This is a genomic window from Humibacter soli (assembly GCF_054779035.1).
On the sequence record NZ_BAAGYX010000002.1, the window covers coordinates 247850 to 272510 of the forward strand.

The 24661-nt window shown below is 67.8% G+C and carries 25 protein-coding genes; 21 read left to right on the plus strand and 4 right to left on the minus strand.

Annotated elements, in window-relative coordinates:
- Positions 1 to 23 precede the first annotated feature (23 nt).
- From ACYVDN_RS14280 to ACYVDN_RS14360, 17 genes are all read left to right on the plus strand, one after another.
- Positions 24 to 1541, plus strand: coding sequence for a SulP family inorganic anion transporter (locus ACYVDN_RS14280; protein WP_460572790.1), 1518 nt, complete (start codon positions 24 to 26; stop codon positions 1539 to 1541).
- Positions 1542 to 1793: 252 nt separating this feature from the next.
- Entirely contained in the window at positions 1794 to 2348 is a 555-nt protein-coding gene (locus tag ACYVDN_RS14285) for a DUF2127 domain-containing protein (protein ID WP_460572792.1), read from the plus strand.
- A gap of 112 nt (positions 2349 to 2460) precedes the next feature.
- Positions 2461 to 3453 carry a sensor histidine kinase gene (locus ACYVDN_RS14290; RefSeq protein WP_460572794.1) on the plus strand — a complete coding sequence of 331 codons (993 nt, stop codon included), beginning with the start codon at positions 2461 to 2463 and terminating at the stop codon, positions 3451 to 3453.
- A gap of 172 nt (positions 3454 to 3625) precedes the next feature.
- Positions 3626 to 4090, plus strand: a complete 465-nt coding sequence (locus tag ACYVDN_RS14295; RefSeq protein ID WP_460572796.1) for a GNAT family N-acetyltransferase — start codon at positions 3626 to 3628, stop codon at positions 4088 to 4090.
- Between the two features lie 66 nt (positions 4091 to 4156).
- A complete protein-coding gene (locus tag ACYVDN_RS14300; protein ID WP_460572798.1) occupies positions 4157 to 4708 on the plus strand; it encodes a GNAT family N-acetyltransferase in 552 nt (183 codons plus the stop codon).
- Between the two features lie 2 nt (positions 4709 to 4710).
- Complete coding sequence (locus ACYVDN_RS14305) at positions 4711 to 5487, plus strand: isocitrate lyase/PEP mutase family protein (RefSeq protein WP_460572800.1); 777 nt, start codon at positions 4711 to 4713, stop codon at positions 5485 to 5487.
- 88 nt (positions 5488 to 5575) lie between these two features.
- The gene (locus ACYVDN_RS14310) at positions 5576 to 6802 is read left to right on the plus strand and encodes an MFS transporter (protein ID WP_460572802.1); all 1227 of its coding nucleotides are present in this window, start codon (positions 5576 to 5578) and stop codon (positions 6800 to 6802) included.
- Positions 6803 to 6867: 65 nt separating this feature from the next.
- Entirely contained in the window at positions 6868 to 7380 is a 513-nt protein-coding gene (locus ACYVDN_RS14315; RefSeq protein ID WP_460572804.1) for a GNAT family N-acetyltransferase, read from the plus strand.
- A 92-nt stretch (positions 7381 to 7472) separates the two neighbouring features.
- Positions 7473 to 8468, plus strand: coding sequence for a 5-dehydro-2-deoxygluconokinase (gene iolC, locus ACYVDN_RS14320; RefSeq protein WP_460572806.1), 996 nt, complete (start codon positions 7473 to 7475; stop codon positions 8466 to 8468).
- Positions 8461 to 9375 (plus strand): class I fructose-bisphosphate aldolase, encoded by a 915-nt coding sequence (locus ACYVDN_RS14325; RefSeq protein WP_460572808.1) that lies wholly within the window; start codon positions 8461 to 8463, stop codon positions 9373 to 9375. Before iolC ends, ACYVDN_RS14325 begins: the two co-directional genes overlap by 8 nt.
- Before the next feature lie 73 nt (positions 9376 to 9448).
- A complete protein-coding gene (locus tag ACYVDN_RS14330; RefSeq protein ID WP_460572810.1) occupies positions 9449 to 11002 on the plus strand; it encodes a CoA-acylating methylmalonate-semialdehyde dehydrogenase in 1554 nt (517 codons plus the stop codon).
- 243 nt (positions 11003 to 11245) lie between these two features.
- Complete coding sequence (gene iolB / locus ACYVDN_RS14335) at positions 11246 to 12211, plus strand: 5-deoxy-glucuronate isomerase (RefSeq protein ID WP_460572812.1); 966 nt, start codon at positions 11246 to 11248, stop codon at positions 12209 to 12211.
- Entirely contained in the window at positions 12208 to 14148 is a 1941-nt protein-coding gene (gene iolD, locus ACYVDN_RS14340) for a 3D-(3,5/4)-trihydroxycyclohexane-1,2-dione acylhydrolase (decyclizing) (protein WP_460572814.1), read from the plus strand. Before iolB ends, iolD begins: the two co-directional genes overlap by 4 nt.
- A 22-nt stretch (positions 14149 to 14170) precedes the next feature.
- Positions 14171 to 15115 carry a sugar phosphate isomerase/epimerase family protein gene (locus ACYVDN_RS14345; protein WP_460572816.1) on the plus strand — a complete coding sequence of 315 codons (945 nt, stop codon included), beginning with the start codon at positions 14171 to 14173 and terminating at the stop codon, positions 15113 to 15115.
- A 29-nt stretch (positions 15116 to 15144) separates the two neighbouring features.
- Positions 15145 to 16161: a Gfo/Idh/MocA family protein gene (locus tag ACYVDN_RS14350; protein ID WP_460572818.1), complete on the plus strand. Its 1017-nt coding sequence runs from the start codon at positions 15145 to 15147 to the stop codon at positions 16159 to 16161.
- 24 nt (positions 16162 to 16185) lie between these two features.
- Positions 16186 to 17058: a sugar phosphate isomerase/epimerase family protein gene (locus tag ACYVDN_RS14355; RefSeq protein ID WP_460572820.1), complete on the plus strand. Its 873-nt coding sequence runs from the start codon at positions 16186 to 16188 to the stop codon at positions 17056 to 17058.
- Positions 17059 to 17060: 2 nt separating this feature from the next.
- Positions 17061 to 18254: a Gfo/Idh/MocA family protein gene (locus ACYVDN_RS14360; protein WP_460572822.1), complete on the plus strand. Its 1194-nt coding sequence runs from the start codon at positions 17061 to 17063 to the stop codon at positions 18252 to 18254.
- A gap of 136 nt (positions 18255 to 18390) precedes the next feature.
- Here the strand turns inward: ACYVDN_RS14360 and ACYVDN_RS14365 are convergent, their stop codons facing one another.
- Positions 18391 to 19806 carry a PQQ-binding-like beta-propeller repeat protein gene (locus tag ACYVDN_RS14365; RefSeq protein WP_460572824.1) on the minus strand — a complete coding sequence of 472 codons (1416 nt, stop codon included), beginning with the start codon at positions 19804 to 19806 and terminating at the stop codon, positions 18391 to 18393.
- Between the two features lie 93 nt (positions 19807 to 19899).
- Here ACYVDN_RS14365 and ACYVDN_RS14370 point away from each other — a divergent pair, with 93 nt between their 5' ends.
- Complete coding sequence (locus ACYVDN_RS14370; protein ID WP_460572826.1) at positions 19900 to 20154, plus strand: thioredoxin domain-containing protein; 255 nt, start codon at positions 19900 to 19902, stop codon at positions 20152 to 20154.
- Between the two features lie 43 nt (positions 20155 to 20197).
- Here ACYVDN_RS14370 and ACYVDN_RS14375 read toward each other — a convergent pair whose 3' ends face one another.
- Complete coding sequence (locus ACYVDN_RS14375) at positions 20198 to 20968, minus strand: GntR family transcriptional regulator (protein WP_460572828.1); 771 nt, start codon at positions 20966 to 20968, stop codon at positions 20198 to 20200.
- A 109-nt stretch (positions 20969 to 21077) separates the two neighbouring features.
- On the opposite strand from ACYVDN_RS14375, the gene ACYVDN_RS14380 reads away from it, so the two are divergent.
- The 3 genes from ACYVDN_RS14380 to msrA all read left to right on the plus strand — a co-directional run bounded on the left by ACYVDN_RS14380 (position 21078) and on the right by msrA (position 22678).
- Positions 21078 to 21533, plus strand: a complete 456-nt coding sequence (locus ACYVDN_RS14380; RefSeq protein ID WP_460572830.1) for a heme-binding protein — start codon at positions 21078 to 21080, stop codon at positions 21531 to 21533.
- A 110-nt stretch (positions 21534 to 21643) separates the two neighbouring features.
- The gene (msrB, locus tag ACYVDN_RS14385; RefSeq protein WP_460572832.1) at positions 21644 to 22105 is read left to right on the plus strand and encodes a peptide-methionine (R)-S-oxide reductase; all 462 of its coding nucleotides are present in this window, start codon (positions 21644 to 21646) and stop codon (positions 22103 to 22105) included.
- A gap of 57 nt (positions 22106 to 22162) precedes the next feature.
- Positions 22163 to 22678: a peptide-methionine (S)-S-oxide reductase MsrA gene (gene msrA / locus ACYVDN_RS14390; protein ID WP_460572834.1), complete on the plus strand. Its 516-nt coding sequence runs from the start codon at positions 22163 to 22165 to the stop codon at positions 22676 to 22678.
- A gap of 158 nt (positions 22679 to 22836) precedes the next feature.
- On the opposite strand, the gene ACYVDN_RS14395 is transcribed toward msrA, so the two are convergent.
- Positions 22837 to 23808 (minus strand): sugar kinase, encoded by a 972-nt coding sequence (locus ACYVDN_RS14395; RefSeq protein ID WP_460572836.1) that lies wholly within the window; start codon positions 23806 to 23808, stop codon positions 22837 to 22839.
- Complete coding sequence (locus ACYVDN_RS14400) at positions 23805 to 24416, minus strand: bifunctional 4-hydroxy-2-oxoglutarate aldolase/2-dehydro-3-deoxy-phosphogluconate aldolase (protein WP_460572838.1); 612 nt, start codon at positions 24414 to 24416, stop codon at positions 23805 to 23807. The genes ACYVDN_RS14395 and ACYVDN_RS14400 overlap by 4 nt, the downstream gene beginning before the upstream one ends.
- Positions 24417 to 24661: the final 245 nt, after the last annotated feature.

The window sequence follows — 24661 nt, forward strand, 5'->3', positions numbered from 1 at the left end:
GCGGCTGCCCGGCCACCACGCCGATGCCTCTCGCCCCGTCTGCGCCGCCGTCTGCCGAGTACCGTCTTCCCGACGGCAACGTGCCGGTGCGCGCGGTGTTGAGGCGTCCGCGGTTGCTCACCACCGAGGTGCTCGCCGGCATGGTGACGACGCTCGCGCTCATCCCGGAGGTGATCTCGTTTTCGATCATCTCGGGAGTCGGGCCGGATGTCGCGCTCATCTCCTCCGTCGTGCTGGCGGTGGCGATGTCGTTCCTCGGCGGCCGCCCGGCGATGGTGACGGCAGCTGCGGGGTCCGTCGCTCTGGTACTGGCGCCGATGGTGCATGCGCACGGCACCGCATACGTGCTGCCGACGGTGTTGTTGACGGGGGTCATCCAGATCGCGTTCGGGGCCGCGGGGCTCGCGAGGCTCGTGCGGTACATCCCTAGGTCGGTGATGATCGGATTCGTCAACGGGCTCGGCGTGCTGATCTTCATCGCCCAGCTGCAGCACGTGATCGACGTGCCGCTGGCGGTGTATCCGCTGTTCATCGTGACCGTGCTGATCGTGGTGTTCCTGCCGCGGCTCACGAAGGCGGTGCCCGCGCCACTCGTGGCGATCGTGGTGGTCACCGCTGCCGCCGTCGTGTTCGGGCTGCACGTTCCCACGGTCGGCGACGAGGGGACCGTGAGCGGAGCCCTGCCCGGCATCACGCCGTGGAAGGTGCCCTTCAACCTCGAGACCCTGCAGATCGTGGGGCCGACCGCGTTGGCCGCCGCGCTCGTCGGCCTGCTCGAGACCCTGCTGACCGCGAAGCTCGTCGACGAGCTCACCGACAGCCGCTCGGCCAAGGGTCGCGAGTCGTGGGGGCTCGGCATTGCGAACATCCTCGCCGGACTGTGGGGCGGCGTCGCCGGCTGCGCGATGATCGGCCAGACCGTCGTCAACGTGCAGATCGGGCGAGCACGCACCCGCATCTCCACTCTCGTCGCCGGGCTGTTCCTCCTTCTGCTCGTCGGAGTGCTGTCGCCGGTGATGGCGGCCATCCCGATGGCGGCACTCGCCGCGGTGATGATGATCGTCGCCATCCGGACCATCGACTGGCACAGCGTGCGCCCGTCGACGCTGCGCAGGATGCCCGTGCCGGAGACCCTCGTGATGCTCGTGACGGTCGCGGTGATCGTCGCGACCGGCAACCTTGCGATCGGCGTCGGCGTCGGCGTGCTACTCGCGCTGGTGTTCTTCGCACGGCGCATCGCCCACGTCGTGCGGGTGGAGCGCACCCTCGACGACGCCGGGTCGGTGGCGCGCTACCGGGTGCTCGGCCCGCTGTTCTTCGCGTCGAGCAACGACCTCGTCGACCAGTTCTCGTACGCGGATGACCCACCTCGCGTCATCGTCGACCTGACCGGTTCCCACGTTTGGGATGCCTCCAGCGTCGCCGCCCTCGACGCTGTGGAGTCGAAGTACGAGAAGCATGGAGCGACGGTCGAACTCGTCGGCCTCAACGACCACAGCCGCATGTTCCATGGCCGGCTCACCGGCTCGCTTGGCGGGTGAGCGGTCCGTAGGCTGAGGAGCCTGCGCAGGCGGCGTGCCCCCTACGTGGGTTGAGGAGCCTGCGGCGAAGCCGCGGGCGTCTCGAAACCGGTACTCGGCGGCGTTGGTGGTTTCGAGACGCGCGCTTCGCGTGCTCCTCAACCAGCGGTGGGGAGGTGACGCGGATCCGGCGGGGGTGTGCGCTTCGCGGCCGACGAAGGAGGGCGGGGGTTCTTTGAGTCTTCTTTGCGCAGGCGGCCGAAGACTTGGGGGATGAAGTTTCGCCTGGACGCTGAGCGTCGCGACCTGATCCTGGACTGGGTTTTCCTGGTCGGCGTCGCGCTGAAGGGCATCGACGGGCTGATCGAGGTGCTGGCGGGCATCCCTCTCTTCTTCATCACCAAGTGGCAGCTGATGTCGCTCGCCCAAGCGGTCACCGCGGGGGAGCTGGCGGAGGATCCGCACGACCTCCTCGCGAACTTCCTGCTGCACGAGGCGTCGAAGGCGAGCGGTTCGAGCCTCTTCATCGGTGGGCTCTACCTCTTTCTTCACGGCGTCGTGAAGCTGGCCATCGTGATCGCGCTGGTGCGCGGATCGAGGCGCGTGTACCCGTGGGCGGTCGGGGCGCTGTCGGTGCTGCTGGTCATCCAGCTGGTCGATCTCGTCGTGAAGTTCTCGGTCGGGGTGCTTCTCCTGACGCTGCTCGACGCTCTGATCATCTGGCTGACCGTGCGGGAATGGCGGCACGGAAGAACGCTGCACGACGTCTTACGGCTGCGGGCACCGTGGTTCGGCAGGCGTGACGCGGAGCGTTCGGTAGGCAGTTGAGGTCCCGTGGAACAAGTCGGTCTGCCCCTGTTGTCGTGCCGCTCTTACGGGGCGATGCCGTGACGTGAGACGCTGTCCGGATGGAGGGTCGCGGGTACCGCCGCGGGGTGCGATGAGCCGCGCCCGCGTCGTGTCGTCGCAGACCGACGAGGAGATCGTGCGGAGGGCATCCGTGCGGGTAGCCCTGCAGTTCGCGCTCGCCGTGGTGATCGTCGCCGCCGTCGGCTTGGTCGGCGCGATCCTGTTCGTGCTGCGCCAGGTGCCGCAGCAGCTGCAGGTCTTTCCGTTCCGCGACCTGAGCATGACGCTCGGGGCTCGCGATTTTCTGCTCGCGGGCATTGCCGGAGGCGCCATCGCTGTCGTCGTCGCAGCGGCCATGGCGCTCGTGCTGACCCGTAGGGCGGTGCGGCCGCTCGCCGAAGCGCTGCGCTTGCAGAGGGACTTCGTGACGGATGCCAGCCACGAACTTCGCACGCCGCTCGCAGTGCTCGACATGCGCATCGAGCTGCTCGAACGTGAGACGAACACACCGGAGCCGGTCGCCGAGGAGCTGCAGGCGCTGAAGCACGACGCCGAACGACTCAACAACGTGATCTCCGACCTGCTCGAGGCCGCAGCGTTGCAGAACGCCGCGCAACCGGAGAATGCGATCGACGCCGGGCTCGCGGTCGCCGATGCGGTCGACGAGGTGAACATGCTCGCCGCGGAACGCTCGATCGAGATCGAGTACGACTATGCGGGACCGTTCTCGGTGGGCATCCCGGCCGAGAGGCTGCGGCGGTGCGTGGTCATCCTGCTCGACAACGCCGTGCGGCACTCGGGGCCCGGCTCCCGCGTGCTGGTCGAGATCGCTGTGGTTCGTCGCCGGGTGCGCATCCGGGTCGTCGACCACGGAACGGGCATCGTCGGCATCGACCCGTTGCGCATCTTCGACCGCTTCGCCCACTCGCGACCGGCCCGTGAGTCCGACGACGTGGGGCGCGGCATCGGACTGGCGCTCGTGAAGGACACGGCCAACCGGTATGGGGGCACCGTGCGGCTGGTCAGCACGTCCTCAGAGGGCAGCGCGTTCAGCCTGTCCTTTCCACTCGCCCGCTGGAGTTAAGCGCGAGGGCACGGGCCCGGCGCTCGTCCCGGGTCGCGACGTCGGACACAGGCCGCGTATGTCAAGCGGACCAAATGGTCCATTTAATCTATAGTTGGAGGCGTCAAGGAATCCGCGCCGGTCTCGCCGGCCAGTGGGCGAGCAGCCCGGGTCCGAACGAAAGGTTCTCGTCATGACGGATGCCACGCCGCCCCACGGTGACACCCTCGAGCACCACGACGAGGCGGGGCGCCCGGGCGGAACGGAGCCACTCACCGAAGACCAGCTGGCGTTGATAGAGCAGGTCATGCGATCTGGCGACAGGCCTATCGATGACGTCATCGTCTCGGACATCACCGTGACGAACGAGGAAGAGAACCGGGTCTACACCGCCATGGTCGGCGACACGGCGCTCGGTGCGATCTCGTACAGTCGCGTCGGCGACCGTTTCGTGCTGCTTGCCGCTGCGGTCTATCCGGAGTTCCGTCGCCATGGTGTTGCGACCGAGATGATCCGCCAGGTGCTTGACGATGTGCGCAGGCAGCGCTTGACCGTGACGATTCTCTGCCCGATCGTTCGCGCGTTCATCAACAAGCACCTGCAGTACGCGGATCTCATCGATCCGAACAACCCTGGAGTGACGGTCCCGTCCCGATGACGGCGCCATCGGTGTGGCGGAGTCGGACCTTGCGGCTCGGCGACGGCAAGTGAACTGGAGAGCAGAATGAGCGGACCCGAGACGGGTGCAGCATGGGTGTATCCGGCGAGATCGGGGTATCCCGACGGTGCTGAACAGCGCGACGACGGGCGACGGGACTTGGTCGACCAAATCGCCGCCCGTCACTCAGCTCCCGGTTCATCCAACAGGTCGGACTACGAGCTCGGGTTCTCTCGCGATGATGAGAACCTGAAGTACGAGGTCGAGCTGAATCAGGACACCATCGGTGCGCTGTCGTACAAGACGCTGCAGAACGACACCCGGGTGGCGTTGCTGAGCACCGCGGTGAAGTTCGCGTACCGCAACCACGGAGTTGCCACGGAGCTGATTGCCCGTGCGCTGGACGACATCCGCCCGTCAGGTCGCACGATCACGATCATCTGTCCGATCATCAGGGAATTCATCGACCGGAACCCCGAGTACGAGGACCTCGTCGACAAGGTTCACCCCGGGATTCGCAGCACCGCTCAAGCGCTGCAGGCGGCGTCTGTCGACGACGTCGACGATGTGCTCACGGCGTTCGAATCCGGCGTCGACAGCCACAAGTACGGCGAATAGCGATGAGCTTCCACGACCTGCACAACGGCCCTGAGGCTCTGCTCCTGCCCGACGCGTGGGATTTCGGCTCCGCTGCCGCCTTCATCGAGGCCGGCTTTGCGGCAGTGGGCACTACCAGCTTCGGGGTCGGCGCCGCAGTCGGAGGGCGTGTCGCCAACCGAGAGACTCGGCAGGCGACCACCGCGCTCATCGATGTGATCAGGGATATGCCGGCGTACATCACGGCCGACATCGAAGACGGCTACAGCGACGACCCAGCCGAGGTTGCCGACTTCGTTGCTTCTCTCGATGTCGATGGCATCAACATCGAAGACTCCACCCGTGGGCGACTCATCGACCCCGAGCTGCACGCGAAGAAGATCGCGGCGATCAAGCAGGCCGCACCGGATGTCTTCATCAATGCTCGTGTGGACACGTTCTGGCTCGATCAGGACCGCACCGTCGCGCAGACCATCGAACGCTCGGGCCAGTATGCGTCGGCGGGCGCTGACGGCATCTTCGTTCCGGGACTCGCTGCAACACTCGTCGTCGCCAAACTCGCGAGCATGTGCCCGCTTCCCCTCAACGTCCTGGTCATTCCGGATGTCAGCGTCGACGAACTCTTCGACTACGGAGTACGCCGAGTCAGCACCGGCTCCTTGCCGTACCGGGCCGCGATCGATGCGGCCGTGAGTGTCGCGACTTCGGTCAAGAACCGCAACGACGCGCCTTCGGCGACGCCCTACGCGCGTGCGCAGGCCGTGCTCGCCAAGTACAGCCCGCAGGGGAGGACCGCATAGCGATGTCCGAGACGGGGCTCGACGTGCCCGTACGTCGCAGGGACCACCTCCGTTCGGGCGGCAGCTACGAGACAGAGAGGCTCGAGTGATGCAAGAGACGGGACCGAGAAGCGTCATCAGTGACGGGATTGAGCCCGCGGCGGGATTCGCGCAACAGCGATCGCCGTTCATCCCTGCGGTCGTGGGGTTCTTCGCGGTCTTCGCGACCGTCGGAGTCACGATCCCCCTGTTCAACATCTATCGTGCCGAGGACGGATTCACGAACCTCGACATTTCGCTGAGCGTCGTCATCTACTCCGCGGCCACGTTGCTCACACTGTTGGTCTTCGGCCGCCTCTCGCACCATGTCGGCCGAAAGCCGGTCGGGATAGCGGCTCTTCTGCTTCTCGTGGCAGGAGCCGTCGTTCTCCTCGACGTGCATTACGTTGCGGTCCTCGTGGTCGGTCGCAGCATGATGGGTCTCGGTGCCGGGCTCGCCAGCAGCAGCCTCACCGCCTACATCGTGGACTCCGCGCCCCGCAAGCCGACCTGGCTCGCCTCGGTGGCCTCCAGCCAGACGGTCATGCTGGGACTCGCGATCGGCGCCGTTGCGTCGGGCGCTTTGATCCAGTTCGCTCCCTGGCCGCGCGACCTGACCTTCATCCTGGTCATCGTGCTCCTGCTGGCGTCAGCCGCCTGGATCGCGGCAAGCCCGGAGACCGCCCCACGCACGCCTGGAGCCCTCAGGTCGCTGCGCCCCCGGGTGTCCGTGCCCGCCCAAGTCCGTCACCTCGTCCCCGTCGCCGCGGCCGTCATCGTCGCCACCTGGGCGACCGGATCCTTCTACCAAGCGTTCGTCCCCGGTATCGTCGAAGGGCAGCTGCACACGAAGAGTCCTCTCGTTCTCGGGCTCGTGTTCGCCGCATACATGGCACCGAGCGCTCTCGGCGCGCCGATCAGCGGCCGTTTCAGTCCCGCCGTCGGACAACGTCTCGGCATGGTCGGCTTCCTTGTCGGGATGATCGGTGCGATCACGGCGATCACCACCGACACGCTCGCCCTGTTCATCGTTGCGACCGTCGTCGCCGGCGCTTCCCAAGGCATTGCCACGAGCGCAACCACCCGAGGTCTGCTGCACGGAAGCAGGGTGCACGATCGGGCCCCGATCTTCAGTGCGATCTACTTGCTCTCGTACGCGGGCGCCACGATTCCCGCCCTCATCGCGGGCCAGCTGACCGGCATCTTCACGCTCTCGCAGATCGCGATCGGCTACGGTGTGCTCGCTCTTGTAGCGACCGCGATCACGGCACTCGCCGCTCGCAACCCGCGCGATTAGCGACGAGGCTCTCCCTACTTCTCGTAGCGTTTGACTCGCTCGCGTCACGATTGAAAGGACGAATCGTGCTCACAGCATTGCCTCTGCCTGACTCACGGCCCACGCGGTCCGCGAACCTGGAGATTCGGCGCGCGACCGGCGACGACCTTTCGGCGGTCGTGCGACTCATCACCGATGATCCGATCAGCGCGGGTCGAGGCGACAGAAACGATCCGGCAGCCGTCTCGATTTATCGGCGAGCGCTGACCGAGGTCCTTGACGCGCCGCGCAACGATCTCGTTCTCGCCGTCGACGCCCAGGGTGAGGCCGTCGGCACCCTGCAGTTGACGCTCATACCCGGCATGGCACGCCTCGGCGCCACCCGGCTCCTTGTCGAATCCGTGCACGTCGCGAGCACGACACGGTCGAGCGGCATCGGAACCACCCTGATGCGCTGGGTCATCGACGCGGCGGCGCCGGCACTGGGCGCCGATCTCATTCAGTTGACTTCAGACGTCGCCCGCCCGGATGCGCACCGCTTCTACGAGCGACTGGGATTCGTTCCCTCGCACATCGGATTCAAGTACCAGATCGCCTGACCGTCCCGGTGTGGCGCGCCAGCGCGCTGTGGCGCGGTGTCTCGCTCGCATGTTAGTTTGTTAGGACAAACTCGACGAGGGAGCGGCTGGGCATGACGGAGACGGGCACGACGCACGGGCAGCAGAACGAAGGTGCGCCGTTCGACCTGATCACGATCGGCCGCATCGGCGTCGACATCTACCCGCTGCAGGACGGCGTCGGTCTCGAAGAGGTCGAGACGTTCGGCAAGTACCTGGGCGGCAGTGCGACCAACGTGGCAATCGCCGCAGCACGGCACGGACTGCGCGGCGCGGTGATCACCGCGACGGGCGAGGACCCCTTCGGGCGGTACGCCCACCTCGAACTGCGTCGGCTCGGCGTGGACGACCGGTTCGTCGGCACGGTGCAGGGGCTCAACACCCCGGTGACCTTCTGCGAGATCTTCCCGCCTGACGACTTTCCCCTCTACTTCTACCGCGAGCCGATCGCACCGGACCTCGCGCTGACGGAGGCCGACCTCGATCTCGACCAGATCAGCCGCGCGCGCATCTTCTGGTCCACCGTCACAGGGCTCTCCAGGGAGCCCAGCCGCGCCACGCATCACGTCGCGTGGGAGGCGCGCGGCCGACAGGCGCTCACTGTGCTCGACCTCGACTACCGCCCGATGTTCTGGTCGTCGCCCGAGGCGGCGACCGAGGAGGTGGGTCGCGCGCTCGAACATGTCACCGTCGCGGTGGGAAACCGCGAGGAATGCGAGATCGCGGTGGGGGAGACCGACCCTCAGCGTGCAGCCGACGCCCTGCTCGACCGCGGCGTCGAGCTCGCGATCGTGAAGCAAGGTCCGCGCGGCGTGCTCGCCAAGACGCGAGAAGAGACCGTTGAGGTCTCGCCCGTGCAGGTGCAGGTCGTGAACGGCCTCGGCGCGGGCGACGGCTTCGGCGGGGCTCTGTGCTTCGGGCTGCTGCAGGGCTGGGACCTTCGGCGGATCATCCGCTTCGCCAACGTCGCGGGCGCCATCGTGGCCAGCCGGCGCGAGTGCTCGACCGCGATGCCGACCACCTCCGAAGTGGACGCGCTGATCGAGGAGGCGGATCGCGCCCATGTCTGACACCACTCGTGAGCGTGCGCTCCCCGTGACGGATGACGCATTCGAGCGTCTGCGCGACAGCCGCCAGCACGACCCGTCATCCATCGCGGCGGCCCTCGCGGCGCGGTCGCGTCGTCCCCTGGTGCGCGGTGACGGGCGGCTGTTCATCGTCGCGGCGGATCATCCTGCACGCGGAGCTCTCGGTGTTCGCCGCGACCCGTTCGCGATGGGCAACCGCTACGACCTGCTGCAGCGACTCGCGCTCGCGCTCTCGCGGCCCGGCGTCGATGGGGTGCTCGGCACGCCGGACATCATCGAAGACCTCGCCCTGCTCGGCGTGCTCGACGACAAGATCGCCGTCGGCTCGATGAATCGCGGAGGCCTTCGCGGCGCCGTCTTCGAGATGGATGACCGCTACACCGGCTACGACGTCGACTCCATGACCCGCTCGGGCCTCGACGCCGCCAAGCTGCTCGTGCGTGTCAACCTGCAGGATGCCGCCACCTCACGCACCCTCGAAGACACGGCGCACGCGGTGTCGCGATCAGCCGAGGCCGGTCTGCCGATCATGCTCGAGCCCTTCATGAGCGACTGGGTCGACGGCCGCATCGTCAACGACCTCTCGACGGAGGCGGTAGTGACGTCGGTCGCGATCGCATCGGGCCTCGGCGCGTCATCCGCCTACACCTGGCTGAAGCTGCCGGTCGTCCCGAACATGGAGCGCGTGATGGAGGCGACGACGCTGCCGACGCTTCTGCTCGGCGGCGACAACGAGGCGGACCCCGACGAAACGTACGCGTCGTGGGCATCCGCCCTGGCACTCCCCGGCGTGCACGGCCTCGTGGTCGGGCGAACGCTGCTGTACCCGCCGGACGGCGACGTCGAACGCGCTGTGGATGTCGCAGCCGCACTCGTCCATGGACGTTGACGGCGCACCTGGCATCCACGACCAAGCACCGGCCGGGTGGCCGAATCGCACCAGAAGCATCAGAAGGAAGACCATGACGAACACCATCGAGACACCTGCCGGCACCGTGGCTCAGACGGCACCGGCCGTCATCGGGCACTGGATCGACGGGGCTGACTCGCCGTCCACCAGCGGCCGCACTGCTCCGGTCTACAACCCGGCGCTCGGTGTCGAGGCGAAGCGCGTCGCCCTCGCAGACCAGGCGGAGATCGACGCGGCCATCGAGTCGGCGCAGCGCGGCTTCGAGGTGTGGAGCCAGTACTCGATCGCGAAGCGCCAGGCGGTGCTGTTCGCGTTTCGCGAGCTGCTGAACTCCCGCAAGGGCGAGCTGGCCGAGATCATCACCTCCGAGCACGGCAAGGTGCTCTCCGATGCACTCGGCGAGATCAACCGCGGCCAGGAGGTCGTCGAGCTCGCGACCGGGTTCCCGCACCTGACCAAGGGTGCGTTCAGCGAGAGCGCCTCGACGGGCATCGACGTCTACTCCATCAAGCAGCCGCTCGGCGTGGTCGGCATCATCAGCCCGTTCAACTTTCCCGCGATGGTGCCGATGTGGTTCTTCCCGGTTGCGATCGCCGCCGGCAACGCCGTGGTGCTGAAGCCGAGCGAGAAGGACCCGTCGGCCGCACTGTGGCTCGCGAAGTTGTGGAAGGAGGCCGGCCTTCCGGACGGCGTGTTCACCGTGCTGCAGGGCGACAAGCTCGCGGTCGACGGCCTGCTGAACAGCCCGGTCGTGCAGTCGATCTCGTTCGTCGGATCGACGCCGATCGCCCAGTACATCTACGAGACCGCGTCGAAGAACGGCAAGCGCGTGCAGGCCCTCGGCGGGGCGAAGAACCACATGCTCGTGCTGCCGGATGCCGACCTCGACCTCGTCGCGGACCAGGCAGTGAATGCCGGGTACGGCGCTGCAGGCGAGCGGTGCATGGCCATCTCGGTCGTGCTCGCCGTCGAGCCGGTCGCCGACGAGCTGATCAGCAAGATCTCCGAGCGCATCGGCCGCCTGCGGGTCGGCAACGGGGTGGGCGACGCTGCGGGTGAGCCCGACCTCGGGCCGCTCATCTCCCGCGAGCACCGCCAGAAGGTGTCAGGCTACGTCGACATCGCCGAGGCGGATGGCGCCACGATCGTCGTCGACGGACGCAGCCTCACCGTGGAGGGCCACGAGGACGGGTTCTTCTTCGGCCCGACCCTGATCGACGAGGTGCCCACCGAGTCACGCGCCTACCAGGAGGAGATCTTCGGACCGGTCCTCGAGGTGGTGAGAGTCAAGACCTTCAAGGAGGGCATCGACCTCATCAACTCCGGACAGTTCGGCAACGGCACCGCCATCTTCACGAACGACGGCGGAGCGGCAAGGCGGTTCCAGAACGAGGTGCAGGTCGGGATGATCGGCATCAACGTTCCCATCCCCGTTCCGGTCGCATACCACTCGTTCGGCGGCTGGAAGAAGTCGCTGTTCGGCGACGCCAAGGCCTACGGTGCGCACGGATTCGACTTCTTCACCCGTGAGAAGGCGGTCACGAGCCGCTGGCTCGATCCCGCGACGCACGGCGGCATCAACCTCGGATTCCCGCAGAACGACTGACCCGTGCTGAACCCCGCTGGTCGAGTAGCGCGCCAAAGGCACGCGTGTCGAAACCGATGCCGTCCCGCTGGTCGAGTAGCGAGTCGCGCAGCGGCACGCGTATCGAGACCCTACCCAGTCGAGGCGTGGTCTCGATACGCGTCGACCTGCGGTCGGCGCTACTCGACCAGCGGGGGCGTCGACCTGCGGCCGGCGCTACTCGACCAGCGAAGTCGGCGAAACTGAGACGAGAAAGGCACGCACATGGCCGTGCGCAACGAATGGTTCTTCCCGCGGGGAACGCTCGCCGACGGCGGGTGGGAGTCGGTGGTCGACGACGGCATCGATGGGTGGCAGCACACGGGCATCCGCGTCGCCGTTCTGGATGACGGTTCCGTCGACACGCCCAGCGCTCTCGAGTTGCCCGGTGCCGACGTCGAGCGCATCGTCGTGCCGCTCTCGGGCGGATTCGAGGTCGACCACGGCGGCACCACGACCACGCTCCAGGGGCGCACGAGTGTGTTCGACGGGCCGACGGACGTGCTCTTCGTCGGCGCTGGCGAGGGGCTGACCATTCGTGGACGCGGCCGGGTGGCCGTCGCCGAAGCGAAGACCTCGGAGCGCAAGCCCAGCCGTTACGTCGCGAAGGCCGACGTGCCCGTGGAGATCCGCGGTGCGGGTCGCGACACCCGTCAGGTGCACAACTTCGGTACGCCCGACGCGCTGGACGCCTCGGCGATCATCGCCTGCGAGGTCATCACGCCGAGCGGCAACTGGTCGTCGCATCCCGCGCACAAGCACGACGAGGACGTGCCGGGCCACGAGTCCCGCCTCGAGGAGATCTACTACTTCGAGGCTGCGCCGCACGCCGGGTTGCTGCCACCGCACGACGTCGACGCGTTCGGCACGTTCGCCAGCTACTCGTCGCCCGCTGGGGAGATCGACACGGGGGCGATGGTGCGCACCGGCGACATCGCGCTTGTGCCATTCGGCTACCACGGGCCGGCCGCCGCTGCACCGGAGTACGACCTGTACTACCTCAACGTCATGGCCGGGCCGGGCGAGAAGCGCGAGTGGCTCATCGCCGACGATCCACGGCAGACCTGGATCAGGAAGCATTGGGAGACCCGCCTTCCCGACTCCCGGTTGCTGGGCGGGCAGCACAACAGCCAGCAGCACGACAGCCACCAAGACGACGGCGCTCGACAGGACAACGGAGCACACCTATGACCACACGGCGGATGACGGTGGGCCAGGCCCTCGTCGAGTTCCTCGGGCACCAGTGGACGGTCGACGGCGACGTGCGGGAGCGCACCGTGCCGGGCATCCTCGGCATCTTCGGTCACGGCAACGTCGCAGGCGTCGGCCAGGCGCTGAAACAGTACAACGTGCTGCAACCGCAGCTGCTTCCGTACCACCAGGCCCGCAACGAGCAGGCGATGGTGCACCAGGCGGTCGGCTTCGCCAGGGTGCACAGGCGTCGGGCGACGCTGGCCGCTGCGGCATCCGTCGGCCCAGGCGCGGCGAACATGCTCACCGGCGCGGCACTCGCCACCGCGAACCGGCTGCCCGCGCTTCTGCTGCCCAGCGACACGTTCGCCACCAGAGTCGCCGACCCCGTGCTGCAGCAGCTCGAGCATCCGCACGACATCGGCATTCAGGTCACCGACGCGTTCCGACCGCTCTCGCGGTTCTTCGACCGCGTGCAGCGCCCGGAGCAGCTGTACTCGATCGCACTCGCCGCGCTGCGCGTGCTGACCGATCCGGCCGAGACCGGCGCGGTCACGATCGCGCTGCCCGAAGACGTGCAGGCAGAGGCGCTCGAGGTGCCTGTCGAGTTCCTGCAGGACAGGGAGTGGCACATCCGCCGCCCCCTGCCGGAGAAGTGGGCGCTGGATGCCGCGGTCGCAGCCATCCGCGACGGGAAGCGACCCTTCATCGTCGCCGGTGGCGGCGTCATCTACTCGAGCGCGGAGGACGCCCTGCGCGCGTTCGTGGAGAGCACGGGCATCCCTGTCGGCACCAGCCAGGCAGGCGGCGGATCGTTGACCTGGGATCACCCGCAGTACCTGGGGGGTGTGGGTGCGACCGGAACGACGGCGGCGAACCGGCTGGCGGCGGAGGCCGACGTCGTGATCGGCATCGGCACGCGGTACAGCGACTTCACGACCGCCAGTCGCACGGCGTTCCAGAACCCCGATGTGACGTTCGTCAACATCAACGTCGCGGCGTTCGACGCCTACAAGCACGGCACGCAGCTGCCGGTGATCGCGGATGCCCGTGAGACGCTGACCGCGCTCCTCACGGCGCTCGACCGCCACCGGGTTTCCGCCGACTACGCCGAGCTCGTCGATCGCCAGAAGCGGGCGTGGGATGCCGTCGTCGACGCCGCGCTCGAACCCGCCGCGGCTGAGCAGGGCGACACAGGGGACGCCCCGGTGCTGCTGAGTCAGGCGGAGATCATCGGCGCCGTGCAGGCTGCGAGCGCGCCGCAGGACGTCGTCGTGCAGGCGGCCGGCTCGCTCCCCGGCGACCTGCACAAGCTGTGGCGCGTGCGCGATCCGCTCGGCTACCACGTGGAGTACGCGTTCTCGACCATGGGCTACGAGATCGCAGGCGGCCTCGGCGTGAAGCGCGGCCTCGAGGCGCTCGGCGACGACCGCGACGTGATCGTCATGGTCGGCGACGGCTCCTACCTGATGCTGCACAGCGAGCTCGCCACCGCGGTGGCCGAGGGCATCAAGATCATCGTCGTGCTCATCCAGAACGAGGGCTTCGCCTCCATCGGCCACCTCTCGGAGACCGTCGGCTCCGAGAGGTTCGGAACCCGCTACCGCTACCTCGACCGCGATCGGCTCAACTTCGAGTCGGGTGGCCTGCTCTCCGCGGTCGACCTGGCCGCGAACGCCCGCAGCTACGGCATCGATGTCGTCGAGATCGAGCCCGGACCGGATGCCGCCTCACGGCTGAGCGACGCGGTCGCCGCCGCGAAGGCGGGCAACTCATCCACGCTCATCCACGTCGATTCGGACCCATTCCTCTACGCGCCGGACGGCGAGGGCTGGTGGGACGTGCCCGTCGCGCAGGTCTCCGAGCTGGAGAGCACGCGGCACGCCCGCGCCGAGTACGTCGAACAGCAGAAGAAGCAGCGCCCGCTCCTGGGCTGAACACCACAACCGAAGGACCATCATGACGGACACCGAAACCCGCTCCACTGCGGTCGGGCCGCACACCTCTGGCCTGCGCATCGGAACGGCGCCGGACTCGTGGGGCGTCTGGTTCCCCGAAGACCCGCGCCAGACCCCGTGGCAGCGTTTCCTCGACGAGGCTCAGGCCGCCGGCTACCACTGGATCGAGCTCGGCCCGTACGGATATCTCCCCACTGATCCGCACGAGCTGCGGGATGAGCTGGGCAAGCGCGACCTCGAGCTCTCGGCGGGAACCGTCTTCACCGGTTTCCACAAGGGCGAGGAGCAGTGGCAGCGCGCGTGGGACCAGGCGGTGAAGGTCGCCGGGCTCGCCCATGCGCTGGGTGCGGAGCACATCGTGGTCATCCCCGACCTCTGGCGATCGGATGCCACGGGCGAGACCCTCGAGTCGCGCACGCTCACCGACGAGCAGTGGCAGAAGCTGGCATCCGGTCACGACCGCCTCGGCAAGGCGCTGCTCGAGGAGTACGGCGTGCACCAGCAGTTCCACTCGCACGCCGACAGCCACGTCGGCACGTACCGCGAGGTGGAGCGGCTGCTCGCGCAGACCGATCCGCGCTACGTGAACCTCTGCCTCGACACGGGCCACTTCGCGTACTACGGCGGTGACAACCTGAAGATGATCGCCGCGCATCCCGACCGCATCGGCTATCTGCACCTCAAGCAGATCGACCCCGAGCTGCGGTTCGAGGTGCTCAAGAACGACGTGCCGTTCGGCGACTCGGCGATCGACATCATGGTGGAGCCGCCGTCGGGCATCCCGGAATTCGCTCCGATCATCGAGGCCGTCTCCTCGATCGACCAGGACATCTTCGCGATCGTCGAGCAGGACATGCCGGGTACCGACATCGACCTGCCGCTCGGCATCGCCACCCGCACCCGCGAGCACATCTTCGGCTGCTCCCCGCTCACCCGCACCCGCTGACCACCGCACCGCCCCCAAGGAGACCACCTATGACCACCAGCGAACTGCGCGTCGGCGTCGTCGGAGCCGGCATCATGGGCGCCGACCACATCACCCGGCTCACCGAGACGATCACGGGTGCGACGGTCTCGGCGATCATCGAGCCGGACGCCGGCCGCGCCCAGGCCGCCGCCGCTCACGCTCCGGGGGCCGCGCTCTTCACCGGCATCGAGGACGCTCTTGACGCGGGTGCCGTCGACGCCGTCGTGATCGCCACACCGGGCCAGTTCCACGAGCCGGTGCTGCTCCCCGCGCTCGCCGCCGGAATCCCGATCCTCTGCGAGAAGCCCCTCACGCAAGATCCCGAGTCATCGTGGCGCATCGTCGAGGCGGAGCAGAAGGGCGGAAGGCAGCTCATCCAGGTCGGCTTCATGCGTCGCTTCGACGCCCAATACCGCCAGCTCAAAGAACTGATCGAATCCGGCATCGCCGGCGAGCTGCTGATGCTGCGCGGCGTGCATCGCAACCCGTCAGTACCGGAGAGCTACACGCAGCAGATGCTCATCACCGACTCGGTGGTGCACGAGTTCGACGTGGTGCCGTGGCTCGCCGACGCGACGATCCGTTCGGTCGAGGTGCGCTATGGCAAGCGCAACGCGCTCGGCCCTGAGCGGCTGCGGGAACCGATTCTCGTGCTGATGGAGCTCGACAACGGCGTGCTGGTGGATGTCGAGATGAACGTGAGCGTGCAGTTCGGCTATCAGGTGGCGACCGAGGCGGTCTTCCAGCGCGGTATCGCGCAGATCGGCCAGCCCGACGGGCTGCAGCTCTGGCAGGATGGCCGGTTCCAGATCGCCGAGCACCAGAGCTACACGACGCGCTTCAAGCAGGCCTACGACGTCGAGGTGCAGGCATGGGTGGATGCCGCCAAGCAGGGCACCATCGCCGGCCCGTCCGCCTGGGACGGCTACAAGGTCGCCGTCGCCTGCACCGCGGGCATCCGGGCCCTGAGCAACCCTGGGCCCGTGCTCGTGGAGCTCCCGCCCGTTCCGGCGTTCTACGCGTAAGCATCCGCACGCAGGAGGATCTCGATGGTGAAGATCGCGCTCGACCCGACGCCGTACCACGCGACGCACTCGTTCCTCGAGTTCTTCGACGTGGCGGCGTCGACGGGGTACGAGTGGATCCAGCTCACACCGCACCCCGAGTTCGTGCCGTTCTTCTCGCATCCGCGCGTCGACGCCGACCTCCTTCGCGCGGTGAAGAAGCGGGCGAAGGATGCCGGAGTCGGGGTCAGCTCGCTGCTTCCTGTTCAGCGTTGGTCCTGGCCGGAGGAGCTGCCGCGCGACGCAGCGGTGCGCAACTGGAAGCGGATCATCCAGATCGCCCAGGAGCTCGAGGTTCCGGTGATCAACACGGAGTTCTCCGGGCGCCCCGAGCGCGCTGAGGAGTCGGAGGCGGGCTTCTACCGATCGATGGAGGAGCTGCTGCCGCTGATCGAGGCTGCGGGCATCCGCGTCAACATCGACCCGCACCCCGACGACTTCGTCGAGGACGGGCTCGAAGCGTGGCGCATCATCCGCGGGCTCGATTCGGATGCCGTCGGCCTGGTCTACGTCGGCAGCCACACCTTCCACTACGGCGACCGTGCGGCAACGCTCATCCCCGAGGTCGGCGACCGGCTGGGCGCCGTCTACGCCGCCGACAGCTTCGACCACCGCCGCTCGCACGGCCTTCGGTACATCACCAACCCGCCGGGCAACCCGGCCAGGGTGCACCAGCACCTGCGGATCGGCGACGGCGATGTCGACTGGACGGAGCTGTTCGGCGCACTCAGGTCATCCGGATTCCTCGACCGCGACGACGCCATCATCTGCTCGAACGTCTTCGCCGAAGACGAGACCGCTGACGAGACGTCGCGCTTCCAGCTGGCGCGCATCCGTGAGCTGATCGCGGAGGCATAGCGATGGATGCACAGCCTTCGGCACCACGCGGCTCGGCGGCACGCCCGCTGGGCATCGGCCTGATCAGCGTCGGCTGGATGGGACGGGCGCACTCGCGCGCGTACCGCAACGTGAACGAGCACTACCCGGAGCTCGCCGTGCGCCCTCGGCTCGCGGTCGCGGCGGACGTCGTGGAGGGCAATCGGGCGGATGCCGTCGAACTGCTCGGTTACGAGCGCGCCGTCGCCGACTATCGGGAGGTGATCGCCGACCCCGCCGTCGAGGCAGTCTCGATCTGCGCGCCGAACTACCTGCATCGCGAGATCGCGCTCGCCGTCGCCGCGGCGGGCAAGCCATTCTGGATCGAGAAGCCGATGGGGCGTGGCCTCGCCGAGAGCGACGATATCGCCCGTGCCGCGGCGGACGCCGGCGTCGTCACCGCTGTCGGGTTCAGCTACCGCAACCCGCCCGCCGTTGCAAAGGCGCGTGGGCTGATCGCCTCCGGACGGCTAGGTCGCATCACCAACGTGCGAGTCTCGTTCCTCGCGGACTACTCGTCTGACCCTCAGGGCGCGCTGATGTGGCGGTTCATCCGCGACCGGGCAGGGTCAGGCGTCTACGGCGACCTGCTGTCGCACGGCTTCGACCTGGCCACCTATCTGGTCGGTCCGATCAGCGAGGTCTCGGCGGCTCAGCAGACCTACATCGAGCAGCGGCCGCGGCTGACCGGCATCGCCATCGGCCACAACGCGACCGCGACCGGTGAGCCCGCGCCTGTGGAGAACGAGGACTACGCGGCAGTGCTCGCGCGCTTCGAGGGCGGAGCGCTCGGCGTCTTCGAGTCCAGCCGTATCGCGGTGGGGCCCCGCGCCGAGTACATCATCGACGTCTACGGCACGGAGGGGTCGTTGCGGTGGGACTTCCAGCGGATGAACGAGCTGAGGCTCGCCGTCCGTGGCGACTCGGACTACGGATACACCACCCTGTACGCGCAGCCCGGTGACGGCGACTTCGCGCGGTTCCAGCCCGGCGGCGGGACCGCGATGGGATTCGACGACCTCAAGACGATCGAGGCGGCGTCGTTCCTCCGCTCCGTCGCGGAGGGCGTGCAGCACGGACCGTCCGTCGCCGAAGGGCGCGCGGCCGCGGCGATCGCAGATGCCGCCCTTCGCTCCGGCGCGACCGGCCGTTGGGAGAGCATCCCCCTCGCTGGTTGAGGGGCTCGTGCCGCAGCCGCGCGCGTCTCGAAACCCCCGACATCTTGCGACCGGGTTTCGAGACGCGCCGCTTCGCGGTGCTCCTCAACCGGCGGGGGATGCGCCGCTTCGCGGTGCTCCTCAAACCACGGCGGTCTTACCCGCCGAAGGCGATCACGCCGTTGGTCGTGCCGAGGAACAACATCCCGCTGACGAAGGACGGGGTAGCGAAGTTCGGCAGCGGACCCGTGTCGACGGTCTGCATGGGGGCGCCCGAGCTCGCGGAGAACTCGGTCAAGCCGCCATCCGGGTAAGTCGCCGCCCACACGGTGCCGCCGACGACGATCGGCGCGCTGTTCGCACCCTGAAGCACAGGGCCGAGTGCGCGCGCAGTCACCTCGATCACCTGGATGCCACCGCCGCGGCACGGCACGAACAATCGCCCTGTGACGGGGTCGAAGGCCGGCCCCCCGTCGGGGTCGCTGCCGCAGACGCCGCCGATCTCGGCGACGCGGGAGAGGTCGGATGCCTGCAGAAGGTATCCGTTGTCGGTCTTGCCGACCGCGAAGACGAGACCGCCGGGCAGCAGCACCGGGTTGCCGGTCGCGAGGTCCTCGTCGCCGCCCGCCGCCTCGTCCTTGAACGACGCGACCACCTGCAGCGTCGGCGAGAGCTTCACGACGCTCTCCGTCAGCTCGATCTGATCCATACCGGGCGGCCACGGGTTGGAATTCCCGGTCGTGACGTAGACGCTGCCGTCCGGGCCGATCGCAGGGGCGCCGCCCGACAGCCAGATCGCGCCGCCCTCGCCATCCTTCGCCACCTCGAAGCTCACGAGGTCGCCCTGCGCCGTCTCAGACGCCCCGACGAGCCAGCCGTGATAGGTGCCGCAGTCGCCGTAGTTGCCGCCGTACCCGATATACACGCGGCCGTTTCCGATCGCGAGGCCGACGCGTTGCAGCAGGTCGGCGGGGTCCTCGCCGCCGGGCAGCGGAGGATCGGCGTTCTCACTGAACATGAGATGCCCGTTGGCGACGGAGAGTCCGACGAGCCGGTGGTGCACGCTGCCATCGCCGTCGACGACCTCACCGACCGCGAAGACCTCGCCGCGAGCCGTGTCGATGGCGAGCGACGAGGTGATGCCGAGCGGGTCGATGTTGCCGCAGCCGACCCGCTGCACGACGTTCGTGAGAGGTGCGCCCACTTGGTACGACCACAGACGGCGTCCGGTGGTGCGGTCGAGTGCGACCACGGCGTCCGACTCCGTGCCGACGATCACCGTGTCGCCGATCACGACGGGCTGGCCGTAGACCGCGGAACCGAGATCGACGTTCCACGCTTGCTTGGCGGGGTTCGGTGCTGTGCCCGAGACGGATGCCGTGCGTGCCTGGTCCGAGTGATAACTCGGCCACACGGGCACCGCGATGGGTGCGGGCGTCGGGGACGCCGAGGGGGTCGGTCGTGGCGCCGGGGGAGTCGACGGCGCCACGTGGTCTCCGCCGTCGACACAGGCGGCGAGCGTAAGCGCCACGGTGCAGGCGACCGCGACGCCGAGCATCCGAAGCCTGCGCATGCCTCCAGTCTCCGCCTCTCGGGCGGAATGCGCGGTCCGCACTCTTGGTTGGTGCACAGAGGGACTTACACACAGACGACGAGGAGCAAGGGCATGGCCACCGAGGCACCGATCATGTACACGACGACCTGGTGCGGGTACTGCCGCAACCTCAAGACGCAGCTCTCCCTGGCGAACATCGCCTTCACCGAGGTGGACATCGAGCGGGACCCGGATGCCGCGACCACGGTCGAGCGCGTCAACGGCGGCAACCAGACCGTTCCGACCGTGCTGTTCTCCGACGGGTCCGCGATGACGAACCCGTCAGCTCGCGACGTCGCCCGGAAGCTGGCCGCGCTCGCCGGCTGACGCCGCCGTTCCGGCTCGGTGCCCGCGCGCCACTGGCGCAGCGTCACTTGTTGACGAGCGTGATCTCGAAGGCGTAGAGGTCGGGCCGGTAGCAGTGGTGGCCGTATTCGACAGCCCGTCCGTTGTTGTTGTACGCGGTGCGGTCCATCGTGAGCACAGGGCCGTGATCCTTGACGTTCAGCAGCCGGCTCTCCTCGTGAGTCGCAGCCCGCGCGCCGATCGTCTGCTGCGCCACGCTCAGCAGCGTGCCGCGCGAGCGCATCAATTGGTAGAGGCCGCGTGCTCGCAGGTCTTCCTCGGTGATGTCGCCGAACTCCTCGGGCAGAAAGTTCTCCAGCACGGCCAGCGGAACGCCGTCGGATGACCGCACCCGCTTCACGTGCAGCACGGGTGACCCCGACGGGATCGACAGCACCTCGGCGATGTGCTCGTCCGCCGTGATCATCTCCCGTGAGAGCAAGGTTGTGGTCGGATGCTTGCTGCCGCGCTCCAGGTCGTCGAAAAGGCTCGTGAGCTCGACCTTGCGGGTCAGCGGACGCTGAACCACCTGCGTGCCGATCCCGCGCCGCCGCACCAGCAGCCCCTTGCCGACGAGCTCCTGGATCGCTCTGCGCACGGTGGGACGCGACAGTCCGAGCCGCTCTCCGAGCGCGACCTCGTTCTCCAGCCGTGAGCCGGGCGGCAGGATGCCGTCGTTGATCGCCTGCTCGATGATCGTTGCCACCTGGAAGTACATCGGGATGGGGCCTGATCGGTCGACATCCATGAAGAGCTCCGACGGGAGCATCGTCTGCTCGGCGATGGAATCCGCCATGTTCGCTCCAGGTGACAAAGTGCTGACTTTGTCCGTAGTTTACGTCATACCGTCAAGGATTCCGGAGGCGGACGCGCACGCGGTGGTGCGAATCCGACAGAATGCCCTCATGGCACATCCGGAACCCGTCTACACCCTTGAACTACTCGAAGCAGAGCCCGTCGCGGACTTCGCTTCCTTCACCCGCGACGACGCCGTGCGGCTCGGCGAGATCGGCGTGGCACTCATCCGTGAGCGCGGCATCAACCTCTGCGTCGAGGTGCACATCGGCGACGAGCTCGCCTACCGCGCCCAGCTCGGCACGACCGGCGAGGGCAACGCCGAGGTGATCGCGGGCAAGCGCCTCGTGGTGAAGCACTTCAAGCACAGCTCCTTGCTCGCCAGGTTCAAGAAGGATGCCGACCCTTCCTTCGCCGACGGGCTGGGTGACGAGTACAAGTTCTGGGGCGGCAGCATCCCGCTCTTCGTGAACGGCGAGCTCATCGGCACCCTCTCGTCATCCGGTGAACCGGACGTCGTCGACCACGAGACCATCGCGGACGCCCTCGCGATTTTCCGCGCGTAACGCTCGCTCGACCGAAGCTCTCTGAGTCACAGCGATCTCACAGCTTCGGTGGGCACGTACGGGAACTTACGACAGGGGCACCGTGTTCTTCCTCATGTAAGGAGTTCACAATGAGCAACTATCGCAAGGATCCCGAGGCCGTCGCCAAGCTGACGCGCCGCCAGTACGACGTGACGCAGAAGGCGGCGACCGAGCCCGCGTTCCGCAACGAGTTCTGGGACAACCACGAGGCTGGGCTGTACGTCGACATCGTGTCGGGCGAGCCGCTCTTCGCCTCGACGACGAAGTACGACAGCGGTTGCGGATGGCCGAGCTTCACCGCACCGCTCGACCCGGCGAACATCGTGGAGAACACCGACACGGCGTTCGGCATGGTGCGCACCGAGGTGCGCTCGACCCACGGTGACAGCCACCTTGGGCACGTGTTCGACGACGGCCCGGTGGAGGCCGGCGGACTGCGCTACTGCATCAACTCCGCCGCCCTTCGCTTCGTGCCGCTGGCCGACCTCGAGCGCGAGGGCTACGGGCAGTTCGCGTCCCTCTTCGCACGCGACGCTTCGTCGCAGGCGTAGCCGACGGGCGGGCATCCGACCGACAATGACAACATCCATCAGCAAGGAGTCATGAGCATGAGCACTGAGCGAGCGATTCTCGCCGGCGGTTGTTTCTGGGGAGCCCAGGAGCTGCTGCGCCACAGGCCCGGAGTGATCTCGACGCGTACCGGATACTCCGGCGACCCGAACACGCCGAACGCCACGTACCGCCACCACGGCGACCACGCGGAGTCCGTGGAGATCATCTTCGATCCCGACGTGATCAGCTACCGGGAGATCCTGGAGTTCTTCTTCCAGATCCACGACCCGTCGACGAAGAACCGTCAGGGCAACGACATCGGCCGCAGCTACCGGTCGGCGATCTTCTATCTGTCGCCGGAGCAGGAGCGCGTTGCGCGCGACACGATTGCGGATGTCGATGCCTCGGGTCTCTGGCCGGGCAAGGTCGTCACCGAGGTCGAGCCAGCGGGCGAGTTCTGGGAGGCCGAGGAGGAGCACCAGGACTACCTGCAGAAGTACCCGGCGGGATACACCTGCCACTACGTGCGCCCGAACTGGCGACTCCCGCACCGCGAGGCACAGACCGCGTAGTACATACCGCGGGTTGAGGAGCTCGCCGACGGCGCGCGTCTCGAGACCTGCCGTGGCATGGGTTTCGAGACGCTCCGCTTCGCGATGCTCCTCAACCACCGGGGAGGGCGCCGCTTCGCGGTGCTCCTCAACCGCCGACAGGGCGGGGTCGGAGCCGCTCAGCCAGCGACGGGGAAACCCGCCGCAACGACGACCTGCACTTCTTCTCGGGGTGCGACGTCGTGCAGCGACCGAAGGGCAACGCCCGCGAAGGCGTGGCCAGACTCGAGTCGTTCGGCGACGGATGCCCCGCTCAGCAAACCGTGCAGATAGCCGGCGGCGAAGGCATCCCCCGCCCCGACCGGCTCGACCACGTCGACCACGCGTGCAGGCACGAACGCGGAGCCGTCTCGATCGAACGCGGTGGCGCCGACGTCGCCGTCCTTCACCACGAGCTCGGGCGAGGGCAGCAGCTCCCGCACCTGCTCGGGGGTCTCGCATCCCCACAGCACGTTCGCCTCGTCGAGGCCGACGAACACCAGGTCGGATGCCCGTGCCTGTGCGAGCAGCGCCTCCGCGGCCTCCTGCACCGACCAGAGCGCCGGCCGGTAGTTGACGTCGAACGAGAAGAGTGCGCCTGCCGCCTTCGCCAGACCGCGAACGTGTGAGACGAGCTCCGCGCATCCGGGGGAGAGGGCGATCGTGATGCCGCTCATGTGCACAACGCGCACCGTGGACAGGTCGGGGAGGTCCGCGGTCGCTGCCGTGAGCGCCGCGGCGGCTGATCCTCGCCGGTAGTAGTACACCGTCGTTCCCGTCGGGGCGGGGTCTTTGAAGTACACCGCGGTCGGCGCGTTCCGATCGACGAGCACGCGTGAGACATCCACTCCGTATGCGGAGATCTCGCGCAGCATCCGCTGTCCGAACGGATCATCGCCGACGGCACTCACCCATGCCACCGAATGTCCGGCAGCGGCGAGGTAACTCGCGGTGTTCGACTCCGCGCCTCCGATCCCGATGCGCACGGCCTCCGCGTCGGCGAGCCGCTCGCCCTGGGGTACGAGCTGCACCATGGTCTCGCCGATGGCGACGACGTCGTACGTGCGATCGGAGCTCGCCTGTCCGGTCATCCCGTCGTTCTTCGCGCTCATGCGGTCGCGAGCAGGGGAGCGATGGCGGGCAGCTGGGCCGGGTCGGCGAGCGCCGACCCGAGCGCGACGACGGATGCCCCGCCGGCCAGGAACGCGGCGGCGTTGGACGAGTCGATCCCGCCGGTCGCGACGAAGCGCACCTGCGGGAACGGGCCCGCCATGTCCTTGAACCACGCCGGGGTGAGTCGGGCGGCGGGGAACGCCTTGAGCCAGCGAAGTCCGATGGCCACGGCCGCCTGCACCTCGCTCGCCGTCGCGACGCCAGGGATGCTGGGCATGTCCGCATCGAGGGATGCCCGCACCACGTCGGCCGAGAACCCGGGGCTCACGGTGAAGGATGCACCTGCACGTCGGGCATCCGCGACCGTCTGGTCGTTGATCACCGTTCCGGCGCCGACGCCCAGCCCGCGTTCGCGAGCTGCAGCGACCGTGGCCTCGAGTGCCTCGATGTCACGCGGGGACTGGATGGGCACCTCGACGAGGGTCACGCCCAGATCCCAGGCGATGTTCGCCACTTCGAGGGTGCGCTCTGGTCCGAAGCCGCGAAGGATGGCCATCACGGGGCTAGCGCCGAGGGTCGTGTCGAGCCATTCGTTGCCGGTCTGCATTGATCGATTCTCCCGTTGGATCGAAGCCGTACCACCTAGGTTATGCGGCGCCACGTGGGCTCGCGAACGTCAATGCGGTCCCTGACGAGCCCCTTCTTCGGCGTCGTCCACATCGTGATGTGCGCCTCATGTGCACCCCGTTCGGGGGAAGACTACCGAATACTTGATTTAATAACACTCTTGGTTTTATATTTTCCACCAACCCCCGGACAGCTCCCACGTCCGGCTCGGAAAGCAAGCACATA

What these genes read in the sequence shown, in the direction of transcription:
- iolD (WP_460572814.1), top strand. Translation starts at nt 12,208, where the DNA reads ATGACCACACGGCGGATGACGGTGGGCCAGGCCCTCGTCGAGTTCCTC.
- ACYVDN_RS14300 (WP_460572798.1), top strand. Translation starts at nt 4,157, where the DNA reads ATGAGCGGACCCGAGACGGGTGCAGCATGGGTGTATCCGGCGAGATCG.
- iolC (WP_460572806.1), top strand. Translation starts at nt 7,473, where the DNA reads ATGACGGAGACGGGCACGACGCACGGGCAGCAGAACGAAGGTGCGCCG.
- ACYVDN_RS14305 (WP_460572800.1), top strand. Translation starts at nt 4,711, where the DNA reads ATGAGCTTCCACGACCTGCACAACGGCCCTGAGGCTCTGCTCCTGCCC.
- ACYVDN_RS14380 (WP_460572830.1), top strand. Translation starts at nt 21,078, where the DNA reads ATGGCACATCCGGAACCCGTCTACACCCTTGAACTACTCGAAGCAGAG.
- ACYVDN_RS14400 (WP_460572838.1), bottom strand. Translation starts at nt 24,416, where the DNA reads ATGCAGACCGGCAACGAATGGCTCGACACGACCCTCGGCGCTAGCCCC.
- ACYVDN_RS14285 (WP_460572792.1), top strand. Translation starts at nt 1,794, where the DNA reads ATGAAGTTTCGCCTGGACGCTGAGCGTCGCGACCTGATCCTGGACTGG.
- ACYVDN_RS14310 (WP_460572802.1), top strand. Translation starts at nt 5,576, where the DNA reads ATGCAAGAGACGGGACCGAGAAGCGTCATCAGTGACGGGATTGAGCCC.
- ACYVDN_RS14280 (WP_460572790.1), top strand. Translation starts at nt 24, where the DNA reads ATGCCTCTCGCCCCGTCTGCGCCGCCGTCTGCCGAGTACCGTCTTCCC.
- ACYVDN_RS14370 (WP_460572826.1), top strand. Translation starts at nt 19,900, where the DNA reads ATGGCCACCGAGGCACCGATCATGTACACGACGACCTGGTGCGGGTAC.
- ACYVDN_RS14360 (WP_460572822.1), top strand. Translation starts at nt 17,061, where the DNA reads ATGGATGCACAGCCTTCGGCACCACGCGGCTCGGCGGCACGCCCGCTG.
- ACYVDN_RS14290 (WP_460572794.1), top strand. Translation starts at nt 2,461, where the DNA reads ATGAGCCGCGCCCGCGTCGTGTCGTCGCAGACCGACGAGGAGATCGTG.
- msrA (WP_460572834.1), top strand. Translation starts at nt 22,163, where the DNA reads ATGAGCACTGAGCGAGCGATTCTCGCCGGCGGTTGTTTCTGGGGAGCC.
- ACYVDN_RS14345 (WP_460572816.1), top strand. Translation starts at nt 14,171, where the DNA reads ATGACGGACACCGAAACCCGCTCCACTGCGGTCGGGCCGCACACCTCT.
- ACYVDN_RS14375 (WP_460572828.1), bottom strand. Translation starts at nt 20,968, where the DNA reads ATGGCGGATTCCATCGCCGAGCAGACGATGCTCCCGTCGGAGCTCTTC.
- ACYVDN_RS14365 (WP_460572824.1), bottom strand. Translation starts at nt 19,806, where the DNA reads ATGCGCAGGCTTCGGATGCTCGGCGTCGCGGTCGCCTGCACCGTGGCG.
- iolB (WP_460572812.1), top strand. Translation starts at nt 11,246, where the DNA reads ATGGCCGTGCGCAACGAATGGTTCTTCCCGCGGGGAACGCTCGCCGAC.
- ACYVDN_RS14355 (WP_460572820.1), top strand. Translation starts at nt 16,186, where the DNA reads ATGGTGAAGATCGCGCTCGACCCGACGCCGTACCACGCGACGCACTCG.
- msrB (WP_460572832.1), top strand. Translation starts at nt 21,644, where the DNA reads ATGAGCAACTATCGCAAGGATCCCGAGGCCGTCGCCAAGCTGACGCGC.
- ACYVDN_RS14330 (WP_460572810.1), top strand. Translation starts at nt 9,449, where the DNA reads ATGACGAACACCATCGAGACACCTGCCGGCACCGTGGCTCAGACGGCA.
- ACYVDN_RS14395 (WP_460572836.1), bottom strand. Translation starts at nt 23,808, where the DNA reads ATGAGCGCGAAGAACGACGGGATGACCGGACAGGCGAGCTCCGATCGC.
- ACYVDN_RS14295 (WP_460572796.1), top strand. Translation starts at nt 3,626, where the DNA reads ATGACGGATGCCACGCCGCCCCACGGTGACACCCTCGAGCACCACGAC.
- ACYVDN_RS14325 (WP_460572808.1), top strand. Translation starts at nt 8,461, where the DNA reads ATGTCTGACACCACTCGTGAGCGTGCGCTCCCCGTGACGGATGACGCA.
- ACYVDN_RS14350 (WP_460572818.1), top strand. Translation starts at nt 15,145, where the DNA reads ATGACCACCAGCGAACTGCGCGTCGGCGTCGTCGGAGCCGGCATCATG.